This is a genomic window from Paenibacillus sp. SER-28 (assembly GCF_052906305.1).
The window spans coordinates 669,867-686,289 of sequence record NZ_JBRECM010000002.1; the positions used below are offsets into that span (position 1 = coordinate 669,867).

Consider the following 16,423-nt stretch of genomic DNA (forward strand, 5'->3'; position numbering starts at 1 on the left):
CCATAACAGACCCTAAGATATCGGAATAAAATTTTTTCCTTCCTATTATACTGCGGAAAACTGAACGTATCCGAATGTTATATTTTTGACCCTATAAACTACGTTAACCCTCATTTCTGGAGGGTCAAAAGTGAAAACCCCTTATTCACAGTCTGTTTTACGCCATAACCAAATTTTAATGTGGCTTTGTGTTCTTTCGTTTTTTAGTGTGTTAAATGAAATGGTTCTTAATATCTCTTTACCTGATATTGCTGATGAATTCAATAAAACACCAGCCGTTACAAATTGGGTAAATATTGCCTTTATGCTAAGTTTTTCTATAGGAACCGCTGTATACGGAAAGCTATCTGATCAGTTAGGTATTAAAAGGTTGCTTCTGTTTGGAATCATAGTAAATTGCATAGGATCATTAATTGGATTTATGGGACATACTTTTTATCCAACACTTATCTTGGGGCGATTTATACAAGGGATTGGTGCAGCTGCATTTCCTTCACTTGTGATGGTCGTAGTTGCTCGCTATATCCCAAAAGAAAACAGGGGCAAGGCATATGGCCTCATCGGGTCTATCGTAGCAATGGGTGAAGGGATAGGACCGGCTATTGGTGGGATGATTGCTCATTATATTCATTGGTCTCATTTACTGCTTCTTCCTGTTCTAACGTTTGTCACTGTTCCCTTCCTGATAAAATTATTGAAAAAGGAAGTCATATCAAAGGGTTCACTTGACATTGCAGGAATCGTGCTTATATCTCTAGGCATTGTAATGTTTATGTTGTATACAACGTCTTACAGAATTTCTTTTCTGGTGATAAGTATTCTTTTTTTCTTGATCTTTTTAAAGCATATCAGACAAGTAACCAATCCTTTTGTTGATCCTTCATTGGGGAAAAATACTGCATTTATGATAGGAATCCTTTGTGGCGGACTTATGTTTGGTACCGTAGCTGGATTTGTTTCTATGGTCCCTTATATGATGAAAGACGTTCATCACTTAAGTACCGCAATGATTGGCAGTGGAATTATTTTTCCTGGAACGATGAGTGTTATTTTCTTTGGTTTCCTTGGAGGAGCACTTGTTGATAAGAAAGGTTCCTTACATGTGCTAGCAGTCGGCGTTGCATTTCTTGCCGTCAGCTTTTTGATAGCAGCTTTCTTTATTGAAATGACACCTTGGCTGATGTCTATTATTATAGTCTTTGTTTTCGGTGGTCTTTCTTTTATTAAAACAGTAATATCCACTATTGTTTCAAGTAGTTTAAGACAAGAAGAAGCTGGCGCAGGAATGAGCTTGCTTAATTTTATAAGCTTTTTATCAGAAGGAACAGGGATTTCAGTTGTAGGAGGCTTATTGTCAATACGTTTTATTCATCAAAAATTTATACCAATCTTTAATTTTCCAGCTGCTTATTTATATAGCAATATGTTATTGATTTTTACAGTGGTCATTATAATTAGCGGGATTTTAACTGTTATTGTATATAGACGTTCAGTTTCAGATTCCTGATAAGAGCAGAAAAGGATTACATGCTGAAAATGATCGCATCCTCACGTTTGAAGTAAGTGGATACTCTAAATAAATCAAAAGCTCTGCTAACCTTAATTGGTTGGCAGAGCTTTGTTTGCTGATCAGTTTGATTTTACTAGAGATGGCAACGCAAAGTGTGCGTACAAGATGGTATTATTTCAAATTCAGCCTTGTTACAGAAGGATAGGCTAATTTGAATGCTTAAACTTATAATACCAAAAAATCGCTTTTTCATGGGCTGTGGAAAAATTAGAATATAGCATAGTATCAACTCCGCCGATAACAAAGTTATTTTTAGCATAGAATCGACAAGCTAAAACATTCACATCCTGTGTTTCAAGCATAAGACCAACAAGGTTATTCTGCTTAGCCCACTCGGTTGCTTTACTCAATAAGGCTGCTCCGATTCCCTTGTGTCTCCAGTCTTTAGCGACGGCAATATCCTCAATTAGAGCAAAGCGATTCCAATTAGTACAAAGTTTAATTTGCCCAACACAGTCGTTCTCATCATAATATAAAAAAATAGATTTTCCTTGTTCATCAATATAACTGATGTCAACGTCATCATCCTCATACTGTTTAAAATATGGTTCGGGGAAACTTTCTTCTATATATGTCCAATTATCGTTCTCGTATTTAGGTATAATCCTTCCTGACACAATAAAGCCGTTATTCTCATTTGACTTCTTAAAATCTCCCATATTCGAAAGTGACATTTTAATTATCATGGCTTGTCTCCTCCTGGTTTAATTTCTCTATGCACACTATTCTAAAAGAGAACCACCTTTTCCTGTCTGTTAGATTTATAAAAAGAGCAAAATTGTAGCGACTGTTCAACTATGTCTGATATTCTACGATCTCGTCCGCTTGCTTCAACGATTCATAGCAGTAGTTAGGTGTACCGTTTAACACAAAAAAAGCAGGAAGAATCCTTCCTGCTTTTGCTTGAAAACGATTATTAACGTCTGCGTTGTCTATCATTCACGCTAAACAGATTAACAGCCAGTGCGTTACCTCTTGCACGCGCAACGGCTCTTTGATTCGAACGGATGTTTGATCTTCTTCTTCTCAAATCACGTCTGCAATGTCTTCTGCTCATATGATCACCTCCCTTCAAGGAAATGAAGGTACGGATGAATCTTAGTGGTGTTTATGCTTACGCTTGGAAATTTTGATATTCAAGGCATTGGTTGCTAGTGCATTTCCGCTTCCTGTTTTAGCAGCTGCGGCTTGAAAGACTTTAACGACCAGATATCTGTTTTTCCCGATGCGATGCTTATACGTTTTAACTCTATTTCTGATCATCTGCATATCTCCTTTGCTTAGGTCTGCTATATACTATGTCAATTGTGATAGTAATGTATCAGCATAAATCTATTAAAAGCAAAAAGAAGCTGGTACCTATATTACTAATGGTTAACAAAAAACTCATGCGAACCTGTCTTCGCCATTTCAACTTTACGTTGCAGGAGAATGTTACAGGCAGGTCGGCATGAGTCTAATAGTGTAGATAAATAATATGCAGTTTAGTATGAAAATTATTTACTATTAAGAGTGTTAAGTTTTTTCTCGTAGTACGCCTCTTGAGCAAGAATATGATTCAGTTGTTCAGAGAGCAGTTTATATTCTTGGCTGTTTTCTGGGTAATTATTTCTTTCGGAAATTACAGCTTCGAGTTGCTTTTCTAAATACCTGAAATGGATAAGTATTTGTATGTACTGAATACGATCGTAGGTTGTTATGTGTGATTTCTCTTTTGCATATAAATGATCCATTGTTGGTATTACACAGCTTATGGCGATAAATATCACAACAAACGCTGAAATTATAATTTTTCTCATTTAATTCCTCCTACAGAGCTATGAGTAATTAATATGCCATATTTATCTAAAACAAAGAAAGATCTATTAGTTTTGCCCATAACAGTATAGCTGCTCAAGATCAGTGGGTGATTATTTGAGATGAGGAGGCTGATTTTATAGTAGAAACTATAGGAATAGATTGCTGAAATGAAAAAATAGTTGTGAGATACATAATAACAATACAAAACCGGCTTGCCCTAGGCAGCCGGTTTTGTATTAGTGGTTAGAATAACGGGGAAGAAAGAACGAGAAATCAGTGGAAGTCCCGGAAGAGTCCTACAACCTTGCCCAAAATGCTGACGTGTGTCAGGCGAAGCGGTTCAAAGGCTGGGTTTTCAGGTTGAAGCCGGATATGATCTTTTTCTTTGTAGAAGGTTTTAACTGTAGCTTCGTCTTCATCTGTCATAGCTACAACAATATCGCCATTATCAGCGGTCTGCTGCTGACGTACGATTACATAGTCTCCGTTAGCAATCCCAGCCTCAATCATGCTTTCGCCTACAACAGATAACATGAATATTTTATCCTCACCAACAAAGTGTTGGGGAAGAGGAAAGTAATCTTCAATATTTTCTGTCGCCGTAATAGGAAGGCCAGCAGTTACTTTGCCGACGACGGGGACACGACTAATGGAGTAATTAATCAAGTTGCTGTTATCCGATTCGTCTTGACCGAGTAACTCAATAGCCCGTGGTTTTGTAGGATCGCGTCGAATGAGTCCTTTTTTCTCTAAACGATCCAAATGACCGTGAACCGTAGAACTGGAGGCCAATCCGACAGCCTCGCCTATTTCGCGTACAGAAGGGGGGTATCCCTTTAGACGCACTTCATTGCGGATAAATTCAAGAATGGCCTGCTGGCGGCTCGAAATCTTAGACATACCGTATCAACCCCATTTAGTAACGTTTGGGAAAATTATAGCATAGAACCTCCGTTCGTACAAACATAAGTTCTAAATAATCCCTAAAAATAATCGCGAACTTTTGTTCTCTTTTCTATTGAACAAAACAAATGTTCGTGTTATATTGTGAAAACATAAGAACAAATGTTTGGAGGTCGCAGCCAATGATGAAATATAGCACTTATCAAAGTATTTTTCCGATGAATTCAGAAAATTTGCAGGAGACCCGAAAAGAGGGTAGAGCGCGTTTTATGCAAATTATTACTAATACTCTTTTATTTAAGCTTCTTATTTTAGTGATTGTTGCTTGGATTGCAGGGGCAGGTGTACTTACGGTTTTCGCGGCACCTTCAGCTTCCAAGGAAGAAGTGACTAAACTGACCGTACAACCTGGAGATACGTTGTGGGAGATTGCCGCAAATCATAAACCGGAACGAATGGATACACGGGTATATATAGAAGGAATTGTGCGGATTAACGGTTTAGAGGATCGGGGAGTACAGGTAGGTCAGGTACTCAAGCTTCCTAACTTCTGACCTATAGACTATTAGAGCTTGTCAGGGAGCGTAATGCGGGAGCCTTGACAAGCTCTTTTCTACATGTCAAAGTGTATTATATCTTTGCTTTTATGGAGGGGACACAATTTGGATATAGACAGCTTGGTACAGCGCATCAATGAATTAGCGCGCAAAGCAAAATCCGAGGGTTTGACGGAAGAGGAAGCCACAGAGCGCGCCAATCTTCGGGAAATTTATTTAGATAACATTCGCCGTAATTTTCGGCAGCAGCTTGAAACGATTGAATTTGTGGACGATGATACATCGAAGGGAAATGACGGGCTGAAGCATTAATGTTGTTAAAGCGCCCAAGCCTGCAATTTGCCTTTTGTTTTAGGTACCGTTCTCGGTATCTATATAGATCAGCTTTGAGGCAATTGTTTTATTGTAATATATCTGGGAAGGAATTGAGAGATGGCCCGATCATTTGAAAGAAAAGTACGCAAAAACACAGCGCATTTAAATAAATCGCGCAAAAAGCAAGGCATTCAAACCATTAACGGCGCAGGTTCTGCAATGGATATTTTCCGTGGCCGTAACATTACTGTGCCAATTATGCTGGCTGGTCTTTCTGTATTGTACATGCTTATGAGTTACTTTTTGACTAAGACTGGCATGCGAGGGATGGATTGGCTTGTATTCGGCCTGTACTTGATGCTGGCTGTTATCTTTTTCATCCGTCGTCCTTATCTGAAAGTGGGAAAGGATACTCTCTACATGCTGAAAGGTGGTAGAGAACGTCCAATGACGGCTGGGGACATGAAAGCCATCAAGATTGAAAAGGGTTACGTAACCGTTGAAAGAAAAGGTAAGGGCGGTAATTTTATTTTCACAAAATCATTAGGTCGCTATGACACGGATGCCATTGCAGAGCGACTTGAGAAGTTTGCGCTATCCAATCAGATACAGGTGGACAAGAAATAACTGATTTAGCCTGTAGCTCTTTAACAAAGGCCGTATGATGTTATTTCATATAACATGCTGCGGCCGCTTGCTTAATATGGGCACACATAACGATTCAAATGCTTAACCGAGCAAATAGGTGTACATATACTGTGGAAAGAGAGTGGATAATTCAGATGACGATTCAGGCGGTAATGTTTGATCTTGATGATACCCTTTTATGGGATGAACGTAGTGTAGAAGAGGCATTTGATGCAGCGTGCCAAACAGGCTCCCGTGAAGCAGGCGTTGATCCGAAAACTCTGGAGGAAGCGGTACGTAAGGAAGCACGCGCTTTGTATGAATCCTATGAAACCTTTAGTTTTACTCAAATGATCGGCATTAACCCGTTTGAAGGATTGTGGGCGAATTTTACAGCAGGTGAGCAACCTGAATTCCGCCAATTGGAACAGTTGGCCCCTGTTTATCGAAAGGAATCATGGCGCAGAGGACTCCAGCAACTAGGGATAGATAATGAGAAGTTGGCGGAAAAGCTGGCTACCCAATTTGCTTCGGAAAGACGCGCGCGTCCACATGTATATGAAGAAACGTTCGAGATTCTAGAACAATTGAAGGGACATTACAAACTGTTATTGCTGACAAATGGCTCCCCTGATCTACAACAGGAGAAACTGGATGGAGTTCCTCAATTAGCTCCTTTTTTTGATCATGTTGTCATTTCAGGTTCTTTTGGTCGAGGCAAGCCTGATCCGTCTATATTTCAGCATGCTTTGGGGCTTCTTGGTATTGAGCCTGAACATGCTTTAATGGTAGGAGATAAGCTGACGACTGATATTCAAGGAGCATTGGCAGCAGGTGTACACTCGGTGTGGGTGAACCGGAACGCTAAAACCAATACCACAGAGATCAAGCCGAAGTTCGAAATCAAGCATCTGTCTGAATTGGACGGAATTATTCAATCGTTAAAGTAAGAAATCCATAGTCTTTAGAAACGAGTATTAAAAAAACTCCCTTCGCTCGATTGTTACAGTGGTCAAGACCCCATTTTATAGACACTAAAAAAAGACCCTAGGCTATAAGCTGCTTCCGATACTCTTTCGGAGGCAGCTTATTTAACTTTCGTTGTGGTCGACATTGGTTGTAAAATTGGATATATTCTTTTATTCTCCTTTGTGCCTCGTCCATATTTCGGATATCATAGGGGTAGAGCCCTTCCGTTTTGAGATGCGAGAAGAAGCTCTCCATCGAGGCATTATCATAACAATTGCCTCGGCGAGACATGCTGATTCGGGCGCCAACCTTTGGCAGCATGTCATGGTACGCATGGGACGTGTACTGGAATCCCTGGTCGCTGTGAACGATGAGGCCAGTCACGTCTTTTTGCTGTTTAAAGGCTTGTCGAAACGTCTGTAAAACCAGTTCGTTATCATTTCTATGGCTCATCTGGTACGCGATAATTTCGTTATTGAACAAGTCTTTAATCGCAGACAGATATAGCCAGCAATCCCCCACACGATATTGCGTGATATCTGTGACCCATTTTTGGTTAGGTTTGGCCGCCTTGAAATCCTGTTTTAGCAGATTTTTCGCCACACGACCTTCTGTAGAAGAAGCATAATTACAGCGATGCTTCCGGCGAATTTGTGAGCGGATCCCCAAGACCTGCATGAGCCGGAGTACCTTTTTATGGTTCATCCAGACTCCATGATCGTGCTGCAAAAATAGTTGAATTTGGCGATAGCCGTAGACTCCGTTATACTGCTCATACACTTTCTTCACAAGAGCTTTCGCGTCCTGATCCCGATCAGTTCCTCTCCGTTTTAAGAAGGAGTAATATCCACTTCTAGAGACCTTAAACAGCTTACAGAGTTCGCTAACTGGATACTCTTTAGCGGCCTTCTCAATCGTTACATACTTGTGCTCCTCATCTCCTGCATCCAGATTTCCAAACACTTTTTTAGCATATCATTTTCCCGTTTTAACTTTTGGACGTACCTGTCCTGGTCCATATATTCCTTCCGTCGTCCTCGTTGGTCCATAAGTCCGAATTCACCGAGTTCCTTGTACTTCCGCATCCATTCTTTCAACCGATGTCGATCTGCAATCCCGAACTTCTCCATGAGTTTACGATATGTCCAACCTTCTTCGATATGAAGCCGTATGGCCTCTACTTTGGTTTCAAACGTATATTCTTTAAACTTCTGTCCTTTTTTCGCTGGCATAAAAAATGCACCCCCTAGAAATTCATCGGATAAACCAGGGGTTTATTCCAATGTCTATTCTAAGGGGTGCACTTCACAGAGCAGAGGGAGTTTTTTTATTCACACAAGGATAAATTCGTAATTATGCTTTAATGAAGGTTGGGTCTTCATACGGCTCGGCAATCCAGCCATTTTCTTCGATGAACAAGCGGATTGCGACGATCTTTTGATTCTCCATTAAAGTGAAGAAGTGAGGTATATTTTCAGGTACGGAGATAACGTCCCCCGGTGAAAGCTCTACGTTAAAATAGCCGATCTCTTCAGGGCCTTTAATGATGAAGATGCCTTTACCAGCGACAATGGCACGAATTTCATCCTCGGTGTGGGTGTGAATTTGCTCAAACTTGGCTAGCAGCTCGTCCAAATTCGGCGTTGCTTCAGATAAAGTGATAACGTCCCATATTTTATATCCGCGACGTGCGGCTAAATCCTTGATTTCGGGTTCAAATGTTTGGAGAACAGCGGCCTTTTGATCATCTGTTAAGGTAAAGTTTTCTTGCAGCTCCCCAGACAATTTGGAAGCATCCCAATGTTCATACAATATCTCGTGACTCTCCAGAAATTCACGTACTTGTTCTTCACCGCTAATTCGTTTATTCGTATTACGTATTAAGATTTCGGCCATATATCTATTCCCTCTTTTCCACTTGGATTAATGATGTATAAAGAATACCATGTCTTGAAACGTTGTACAATACAGGATTTCAACATTTTATAATGCAAATGACTATAGCTAAAGGGTCAGGGTTAAGTACGTTCTGTAATGCTACAAACTATAAAAATGGATTAGAGAAGTCATTTTTACAAAGAACAACCTGTATAAAACGTATGTTTTTACTTCAATCTATCTAAATGATACGGTTTCTGCTAAACTAGGATTTAACGTTTTGCGGGGGTGAAGAAATTTGGATAAAGTTAGCTTGCAGGATGCATTACAACGAAGAATACTCCTTCTTGATGGGGCCATGGGCACCATGATTCAACAGGAAGACCTTTCCCCCGATGATTTTGGTGGGGAAGAGCTGGAGGGCTGTAATGAAATGCTGGTCTTAACGAGACCAGATGTCATTCAAGGCATTCATGAAGCCTACTTGAAGGCTGGGGCAGACCTAATTGAAACGAATACATTTGGAGCAACATCCGTCGTTTTGGCGGATTACGATATACCAGAACGTGCCCGTGAAATTAATCTGGTGGCGGCCAAACTAGCGCGTAACGCGGTGGATAAATACAGCACTGCGGACAAGCCTCGTTTTGTAGTAGGAGCTATGGGCCCAACCACGAAAACCTTGTCTGTCACAGGTGGTGTTACATTTGCTGAGCTGATTGAAAGCTATCAAGAGCAGGCCTTGGCGCTTATTGAAGGCGGCGTGGATGTGCTCCTTTTGGAGACCTCACAGGATACGCTTAACGTCAAGGCTGGAAGCATCGGAATTCGGCAGGCTTTTGAGCAGACAGGTATCGAGCTTCCGCTAATGATTTCAGGCACGATTGAGCCTATGGGAACGACGTTGGCCGGACAAAATATCGAATCCTTTTGCATATCACTTGAACACTTACATCCAATTTCGATTGGATTGAATTGTGCTACAGGTCCAGAGTTTATGCGTGATCATATTCGCTCTCTGTCTGAAATGTCCTCTGCAGCTATTAGCTGTTATCCAAATGCGGGCTTGCCCGATGAAAATGGCCAATACCATGAATCGCCTGATTCATTAGCACGTAAAATGGCTGCTTTCGCTGAAAAAGGCTGGCTGAACATTGCTGGGGGTTGTTGTGGTACCACGCCTGAGCATATCCGAGTTATGAGTGAAAGTATGGCGCAGTTTGAGCCACGTCCGCTGGTAGGTCATCATCCTCCTGCCGTATCAGGCATTGAGCCTGTATATATTGAACAGGACAATCGTCCGTATATGGTTGGTGAGCGAACGAATGTTCTAGGCTCCCGCAAATTCAAGCGTTTGATCGTGGAAGGCAAATATGAAGAGGCATCTGAAATTGCCCGCGCTCAGGTAAAAAGCGGAGCGCATGTCATTGATATTTGTGTGCAGGACCCGGATCGCGATGAAATGACGGATATGGAAGCGTTTTTGAAACTGGTTGTAAACAAGGTGAAAGTACCTTTGGTGATTGATACCACGGATATTAAAGTCATTGATAAAGCACTTCAATATTCGCAAGGTAAGGCGATTATTAACTCCATTAATTTGGAGGATGGTGAAGAGAAATTTGAGAAAATGGCTCCTCTTATTCATAAGTACGGCGCCGCTGTTGTTGTTGGAACCATTGATGAACGCGGACAGGCTATTTCACGTGAGGATAAGCTTGAGGTAGCTAAACGTTCTTATGATCTGTTGGTGAACCGTTACGGTTTGGCAGCGGAGGATCTAATTTTTGATACACTCGTATTTCCAGTAGGAACAGGTGATGAGCAATATATCGGTTCAGCTAAGGAAACGATTGAGGGCATTCGCATTATTAAAGAAGCGCTTCCCGGGGTACATACCATCCTGGGCATCAGTAACGTATCTTTTGGTTTGCCGGAAGCGGGTCGTGAAGTGCTCAATTCCGTCTATTTATATGAATGCACCAAAGCAGGTCTGGACTATGCGATTGTAAACACTGAGAAGCTTGAACGTTATGCATCCATTCCAGAGCATGAGCGGAAACTTGCGGAAGACTTGATCTATAAAACAAATGACGATACTTTATCCGCTTTTGTAGCAGCTTTCCGTAACAAGAAAGTGGAGAAAAAAGAAAAGATATCAAACCTTTCGCTCGAAGAACGACTGGCTTCCTATGTAGTCGAGGGAAGTAAAGAGGGACTCATTCCGGATCTGGAGCAGGCGCTCGTGAAATATTCTTCGCTGGAGATTATTAATGGCCCGCTGATGAAGGGGATGGAGGAAGTAGGACGACTGTTTAACAATAACGAACTGATTGTTGCAGAGGTGCTGCAAAGCGCTGAAGTGATGAAGGCGTCCGTAGCCTATTTAGAGCCGTTCATGGAGAAGAATGAATCCTCAGTAAAAGGTAAGATTTTGTTGGCTACAGTCAAAGGTGATGTGCATGACATTGGTAAGAATCTGGTGGAGATTATTCTATCCAACAATGGTTACCATATCGTGAATCTGGGCATAAAAGTACCACCAGAACGCATTATTGAAGCTTACCGTGAAGAAAAGGCCGATATGATTGGCTTATCCGGACTGCTTGTTAAATCGGCACAACAAATGGTGCTGACCGCACAGGATTTAAAAAATGCGAATATTGATATTCCAATAATGGTGGGTGGAGCTGCTTTAACACGTAAGTTCACTAAAAATCGTATCCGTCCTGAGTATGATGGTCTGGTTGCCTATGCAAAGGATGCTATGGATGGTCTGGATATTGCCAATAAGCTTATGAATCCTGAGTCCCGCAAAAAAATGGCTGAGGACATGGAGGCTGAGCGGGAGGCGGAAGCGGCAATCGTCGTGGAAGCCAAGCCGCTCCCTAAGCTCACTCGAGCTGTGCGCTCTAATATTGCTCAGGATTTGCCCGTTTATATTCCACCAGATACGGATCGCCATGTACTGCGCAACTATCCACTGAATTATATTTTGCCTTACGTGAATATGCAGATGCTAATGGGGCATCATCTTGGTTTAAAAGGCAATGTTGAACAGCTGCTGGCTTCGGAAGATCCGAAAGCGATTCAGTTGAAGGAAACCGTGGACAGCATCATGTTTGAAGCTGTGACAGACGGAATCATTCAAGCACATGCTATGTATCGTTTCTTTCCAGCGCAGTCCCAAGGAGACCAAATTCTGATCTATGATCCCTCGGATGTGAGCAAGGTACTGCACACATTTACATTCCCGCGCCAGCAGGTAGAGCCTTATCTATGTCTGGCTGATTTCTTGAAATCAGTGGAATCCGGAGTTATGGACTATGTAGGTTTCATGGTCGTTACAGCTGGTCATGGGATTCAGCAGATATCTACCCAGTGGAAAGATAAAGGAGATTATCTGCGCTCGCATGCACTTCAAGCGGTAGCACTCGAAGTAGCAGAAGGGTTAGCGGAACGGCTTCACCATATTATCAGGGATAGCTGGGGGTTCCCGGACCCTGCCGATATGACAATGAAACAGCGACACGGTGCCAGATATCAAGGCATTCGGGTATCCTTTGGCTATCCGGCATGTCCAGATCTAGAGGATCAGGGGCCGTTGTTCCAGTTGTTAAAACCTGAGGATATTGGCGTTGAGCTGACGGAAGGGTTTATGATGGAACCGGAGGCTTCTGTATCAGCCATGGTGTTCAGCCACCCTCAGGCGCAGTATTTTAACGTCGAAAAGGTTTAACACCTTTATCAGATGGGATAGCAAATACCCTCCGAGCTTCGGAGGTTTTTTGCTGGTCAGCAGGAAGAAGGTTAATGTTATGGAATTTTATTTTCTCGGTACAAATGCAGGGGTGCCTACGATTCAGCGAAATGTAACGTCCATCGCTCTTCGTTTGCTGGAAGAACGAAGAAGCATGTGGCTGTTCGACTGCGGCGAAGGCACTCAACAAGAGGTATTGCGTTCGCCGCTCAAACTAAGCAGACTTGAAAAAATATTTATCACCCATTTGCATGGGGATCATCTTTTTGGTCTGCCGGGACTGCTGTCGAGCAGAGCTTATCAAGGGGGAACGACACCACTGACGGTATATGGGCCGCCTGGAATCCAGCAATATATCGAGCTATCTTTAGGGATCAGCCAATCGCGTATCAATTACCAACTACATATTGTGGAGCATACGGGCGGGGTTCTGTTTGATGACGGACAATTCCGGGTAGAGTCAGCTTTGCTGGATCATCGGATTGACAGCTATGGCTACCGAGTTGTAGAGATGGATAAGCCCGGTAAGCTTAACCAAGAGCTGTTGGAGCGATATGGTATTAAGCCCGGCCCGGTGTACGGTAAGTTAAAGCGTGGGGAAAGCGTGGAGGTAGAGGGTGGAGTCATTTTGCATCCTCAGGATGTACTGGGTTCGCCGAAAAAAGGGCGCATCATCACGATTTTAGGGGATACGAGACCTTGTCCGAATACGGTAGTGCTGGCTCAAGATGCAACTGTCGTCGTTCATGAAGCCACTTTTCTGCATGAACTGGCAGATACAGCTTACGAGTATCATCATAGTACAGCGCTTCAGGCAGCGGAAGCTGCAAAAGCTGCAGGTGCGGGTCAGTTAATCATGACGCATTTTAGTTCTAGGTATAAAGATCAGGAGCAGCTTCAGCCATTGCTGGAGGAAGCGCAAAGCATATTTCCTAATTCATTGCTTGCGGAGCAGCATGTGTTGTTACCGGTACCCGATATCGGTTAATAAACGATTGGAGAAGATATGTGCATGGGTGCCGGGGCTTGCCTCGGTGCCTTTGTTTTTCACCGAAATTATTTTCCGGGAAAGCGCAGGATGCGACAAGTGATGAGAACCCGTGCAGGGTGGTGGGGGATGAATTTGTTCTACCACATATGGAGGCGTGTCCTATTCGAGTTTCTATATATCGAATTTAAAGGATTATACTTCTTGAGCATGACCAGGAAATACAGGAGATTTCCTTGGAGGAAATAGCGCCTTCGATGGATTTCGACGAAGAAGTGAACTTATGTCATGGGAAAGCGACGGCTTTTAGCGAGGAATGGCACTATTTTGGACGTTTTACCAGCAATTCATGGACTTCATAAGCATTTTTGACTTAAGATAGATGAGATGAATAGAGACGGCCGATTATTTTATGACCTGAATAATTAAGGTGGTTAAATAAGAAGGAGAACATCGTTTATGGGATGAATTATAATTTTTAATGCTATGATGTGAATGGATTTGAAGTAGGGGAGGGGATTGCGATAAAATCGTTACTAATTGATCTGGATGGAACACTTTATCATGGAAATCGGATGATCAAGGGTGCGGATCTGTTCATATCCCGATTGCGTACAGACCAGATACCTTATGCCTATGTTACAAACAATGCTTCACGTACACCCGAATCGGTGGCTGAGCATTTGGTTGGTATGGGAATTGAAGCGGCCAGCCATGAAGTATATACTTCGGCGTTAGCAGCTGCACAATATGTTGCACAGCAAAGTCCTGGAGCTCGTGTATATTGTATTGGTGAATCAGGATTACGCGATGCACTCACAGGAGCCGGTTTGCAGCTTGTTGAGAACCATCCTGATTATGTGGTGCAGGGGATAGATCGTCAATTTACATATGATACGCTGGCCGCTGCCATGCGCTGGATTCGGGAAGGAGCAATTTTTATTTTGACAAACCCGGATCTCCAATTGCCTTCACATGATGGGCTAACGCCAGGTGCAGGTACGATTGGAACTGCAATTGAAGCGGCTTCACAGGTAAAGCCTATTGTCATCGGCAAGCCTTCAAGCATATTGATGAACTATGCGCTGAACCGCTTAAACATTAGGGCGGATGAAGCTCTGGTTGTGGGCGATAATATGCTTACAGATATTGCGGCAGGTGCAGCAGCAGGTTGTAAAACAGCTCTGATCCTGTCGGGCGTGACGACCCGCGCTAATATGGACGAGCATGTGCGTACCGTTGGAGTGAAACCTGACCTGATGTTTGACAATCTCGCTGAACTGCAGGACTGGATGAAAGAAGAACTGAAATAATAGAAAGTATATGTCTTACAAAACTTGCGAGAATTAAAAGCTATGTAGCTACGAAAGGAAAGATGTTGTTATGCCGGAACTTCCTGAAATGGAAAACTACAGAATCTTATTATCAAAACAAATTTTGGACATTCCGATTACTGGAGTTACGGTTAGCCGTGAAAAGTCCATTAATACTGAAGTGGAAACGTTTGAGAAGCAATTGCTGGGAACGACCGTTGTATATTTAGAGCGTCGAGGCAAGCATTTGATTTTTCATTTAAACACGGGCGGGCGGCTCGTACTTCATCTGATGCTCGGAGGACTGTTATATCTGGGAACAGAGGAGCAGCGTCCAGATCGTACAGTTCAGATCGAATTAGATTTTAGTGGAGTAAAGCTTTATTTTATCGGACTACGCTTAGGTTATCTGCACCTGCTAACGGCTAAAGAAACAGAAGAAGCTTTGTCAGACCTGGGACCTGATCCGTTAGACCGTCGCATGACGTTAGAAAAGTTTACAGCACGGCTGAAGGGACGCCGGGGGATTTTGAAAACAACGCTGGTGAATCAGCAGATTTTTTCGGGTATTGGCAATTGTTATTCAGACGAAATTGCTTATATCGCCGGATTTACACCGGGTTCCAAAGTACAGAACATTGTGCAGTCGCCAGAAAAAGTGGAAAAGCTATATCATGCCACTCAATCCGTACTACGTGAAGCTACAGCGGAAGGCGGGTACATGGAAATGCCTCTAATGGAGGGGGACACGCTAACAGGTGGATTTGATCATCAGTGCCGAGTATATGACCGCGAAGGAGAAGAATCTCCAAGTGGCGGGAAAATTGTAAGGGTTGAACTGGCGGGGAAAAAAGCATTTTATTGCCCGGTACAGCAGCATGATGCCTAAATTGCTCATCGGCTCCCATGTGAGTACGCGTGGTGGCTTTTCCAAAGCTGCTATGCGTGCGCGAGAGCAGGGGGGACGTTCATTTCAATATTTCCCGAAAAATCCTCGTAGTCTTAGGCTGAAGGAATGGAGTGCTACTGATGCTGCTGCTTGCAACGCTTACTGTTTAGAGCACCAGCTTCAATCCATTGCTCATTCACCATATCCCGTTAATCCGGCTCATGGGTCCGAGCGTGGTCAGGAACTTTATGAGCTGACGATTGCTTCATTACGCAATGATCTGGATATTGCTGAAGCATGTGGGTCAAAAGGGATTGTCGTTCATTTTGGTCATATGCATTCGTTAGACCCTCTAGAGGGCTACCGTAATATCATTAACTGTTTTAATGATGTGCTGGAAGGCTGGCAGGGAAATGCTAAAATATTGATCGAAAATCAGGCGGGAGATCATGGACCCATGGGAACCACGCTTGAGGAAATGGTGCAGATCCGTCAGCTGTGCCGGTATCCTGACAGTATCGGCTTTTGCTTAGACACTTGTCATGCATATGCAGCGGGATTGTGGAACGGTGGAATGGACGAGGCTTTGATCGAAAAAGGGAATCGTCTCGGCTATTGGTCAGCTCTGTGTGGAGTTCATTTGAACGATTCTAAATACCCATATGGCTCTAAAAAAGACAGACATGCCCGTGTGGGACAAGGCTACATTGGTACTGAGGGCATGCGTTGGATGACAGAACAGGAGGCTGTAAGAGGTATTCCTATCGTTTTGGAGAGTGAGACGGGACCTGATGGGACACATCAGGAGGATATTCAAATGATTCTAAGCTGGGAGTAAATTGGTCTGATTGATA

19 protein-coding genes are annotated in these 16,423 nt (G+C 42.8%); 11 read left to right on the forward strand and 8 right to left on the reverse strand.

Features of this window, described 5'->3' with window-relative positions; genetic code table 11:
- The first annotated feature begins 130 nt into the window (after window positions 1-130).
- Complete coding sequence (tet, locus tag ACUYLD_RS08620; protein WP_446674806.1) at window positions 131-1,507, forward strand: Tet(L)/Tet(K)/Tet(45) family tetracycline efflux MFS transporter; 1,377 nt, start codon at window positions 131-133, stop codon at window positions 1,505-1,507.
- 209 nt (window positions 1,508-1,716) lie between these two features.
- On the opposite strand, the gene ACUYLD_RS08625 is transcribed toward tet, so the two are convergent.
- The 5 genes from ACUYLD_RS08625 to lexA form a co-directional block, all read right to left on the reverse strand.
- Window positions 1,717-2,256, reverse strand: a complete 540-nt coding sequence (locus ACUYLD_RS08625; protein ID WP_254349657.1) for a GNAT family N-acetyltransferase — start codon at window positions 2,254-2,256, stop codon at window positions 1,717-1,719.
- A gap of 230 nt (window positions 2,257-2,486) precedes the next feature.
- Entirely contained in the window at window positions 2,487-2,627 is a 141-nt protein-coding gene (locus tag ACUYLD_RS08630; RefSeq protein ID WP_165177052.1) for a hypothetical protein, read from the reverse strand.
- Window positions 2,628-2,668: 41 nt separating this feature from the next.
- Entirely contained in the window at window positions 2,669-2,833 is a 165-nt protein-coding gene (locus ACUYLD_RS08635) for a hypothetical protein (RefSeq protein WP_016821950.1), read from the reverse strand.
- Between the two features lie 233 nt (window positions 2,834-3,066).
- Window positions 3,067-3,369 (reverse strand): hypothetical protein, encoded by a 303-nt coding sequence (locus ACUYLD_RS08640; RefSeq protein WP_250261186.1) that lies wholly within the window; start codon window positions 3,367-3,369, stop codon window positions 3,067-3,069.
- A 274-nt stretch (window positions 3,370-3,643) separates the two neighbouring features.
- A complete protein-coding gene (lexA, locus tag ACUYLD_RS08645; RefSeq protein WP_013310545.1) occupies window positions 3,644-4,270 on the reverse strand; it encodes a transcriptional repressor LexA in 627 nt (208 codons plus the stop codon).
- Between the two features lie 188 nt (window positions 4,271-4,458).
- Here lexA and ACUYLD_RS08650 point away from each other — a divergent pair, with 188 nt between their 5' ends.
- The 4 genes from ACUYLD_RS08650 (at window position 4,459) to ACUYLD_RS08665 (ending at window position 6,722) form a co-directional block, all read left to right on the forward strand.
- Window positions 4,459-4,827 (forward strand): LysM peptidoglycan-binding domain-containing protein, encoded by a 369-nt coding sequence (locus tag ACUYLD_RS08650; protein WP_250262060.1) that lies wholly within the window; start codon window positions 4,459-4,461, stop codon window positions 4,825-4,827.
- Between the two features lie 108 nt (window positions 4,828-4,935).
- A complete protein-coding gene (locus tag ACUYLD_RS08655) occupies window positions 4,936-5,142 on the forward strand; it encodes a DUF896 domain-containing protein (RefSeq protein WP_250261187.1) in 207 nt (68 codons plus the stop codon).
- 120 nt (window positions 5,143-5,262) lie between these two features.
- The gene (locus tag ACUYLD_RS08660) at window positions 5,263-5,772 is read left to right on the forward strand and encodes a hypothetical protein (protein WP_061831521.1); all 510 of its coding nucleotides are present in this window, start codon (window positions 5,263-5,265) and stop codon (window positions 5,770-5,772) included.
- Between the two features lie 155 nt (window positions 5,773-5,927).
- Window positions 5,928-6,722, forward strand: coding sequence for an HAD family hydrolase (locus tag ACUYLD_RS08665; RefSeq protein ID WP_341163665.1), 795 nt, complete (start codon window positions 5,928-5,930; stop codon window positions 6,720-6,722).
- 97 nt (window positions 6,723-6,819) lie between these two features.
- Here ACUYLD_RS08665 and ACUYLD_RS08670 read toward each other — a convergent pair whose 3' ends face one another.
- The 3 genes from ACUYLD_RS08670 to ACUYLD_RS08680 all read right to left on the reverse strand — a co-directional run bounded on the left by ACUYLD_RS08670 (window position 6,820) and on the right by ACUYLD_RS08680 (window position 8,637).
- Window positions 6,820-7,704 (reverse strand): IS3 family transposase, encoded by an 885-nt coding sequence (locus ACUYLD_RS08670; RefSeq protein WP_446674807.1) that lies wholly within the window; start codon window positions 7,702-7,704, stop codon window positions 6,820-6,822.
- Window positions 7,659-7,973, reverse strand: coding sequence for a helix-turn-helix domain-containing protein (locus ACUYLD_RS08675; protein WP_238807613.1), 315 nt, complete (start codon window positions 7,971-7,973; stop codon window positions 7,659-7,661). Before ACUYLD_RS08675 ends, ACUYLD_RS08670 begins: the two co-directional genes overlap by 46 nt.
- A gap of 121 nt (window positions 7,974-8,094) precedes the next feature.
- Window positions 8,095-8,637, reverse strand: coding sequence for a 1,2-dihydroxy-3-keto-5-methylthiopentene dioxygenase (locus ACUYLD_RS08680; protein ID WP_250268513.1), 543 nt, complete (start codon window positions 8,635-8,637; stop codon window positions 8,095-8,097).
- A gap of 280 nt (window positions 8,638-8,917) precedes the next feature.
- Here ACUYLD_RS08680 and metH point away from each other — a divergent pair, with 280 nt between their 5' ends.
- From metH to ACUYLD_RS08710, 6 genes are all read left to right on the forward strand, one after another.
- The gene (gene metH / locus ACUYLD_RS08685) at window positions 8,918-12,358 is read left to right on the forward strand and encodes a methionine synthase (protein ID WP_069080595.1); all 3,441 of its coding nucleotides are present in this window, start codon (window positions 8,918-8,920) and stop codon (window positions 12,356-12,358) included.
- A 79-nt stretch (window positions 12,359-12,437) separates the two neighbouring features.
- Complete coding sequence (gene rnz / locus ACUYLD_RS08690; protein ID WP_103049124.1) at window positions 12,438-13,367, forward strand: ribonuclease Z; 930 nt, start codon at window positions 12,438-12,440, stop codon at window positions 13,365-13,367.
- 236 nt (window positions 13,368-13,603) lie between these two features.
- Window positions 13,604-13,729, forward strand: coding sequence for a hypothetical protein (locus tag ACUYLD_RS08695; protein WP_302057260.1), 126 nt, complete (start codon window positions 13,604-13,606; stop codon window positions 13,727-13,729).
- Window positions 13,730-13,858: 129 nt separating this feature from the next.
- Window positions 13,859-14,680 (forward strand): TIGR01457 family HAD-type hydrolase, encoded by an 822-nt coding sequence (locus ACUYLD_RS08700; RefSeq protein WP_446674808.1) that lies wholly within the window; start codon window positions 13,859-13,861, stop codon window positions 14,678-14,680.
- A 70-nt stretch (window positions 14,681-14,750) separates the two neighbouring features.
- On the forward strand, window positions 14,751-15,569 hold the full coding sequence (locus ACUYLD_RS08705; RefSeq protein ID WP_061831515.1) for an Fpg/Nei family DNA glycosylase: 819 nt from the start codon (window positions 14,751-14,753) through the stop codon (window positions 15,567-15,569).
- Window positions 15,559-16,407 carry a deoxyribonuclease IV gene (locus ACUYLD_RS08710; protein WP_254325696.1) on the forward strand — a complete coding sequence of 283 codons (849 nt, stop codon included), beginning with the start codon at window positions 15,559-15,561 and terminating at the stop codon, window positions 16,405-16,407. The genes ACUYLD_RS08705 and ACUYLD_RS08710 overlap by 11 nt, the downstream gene beginning before the upstream one ends.
- Window positions 16,408-16,423: the final 16 nt, after the last annotated feature.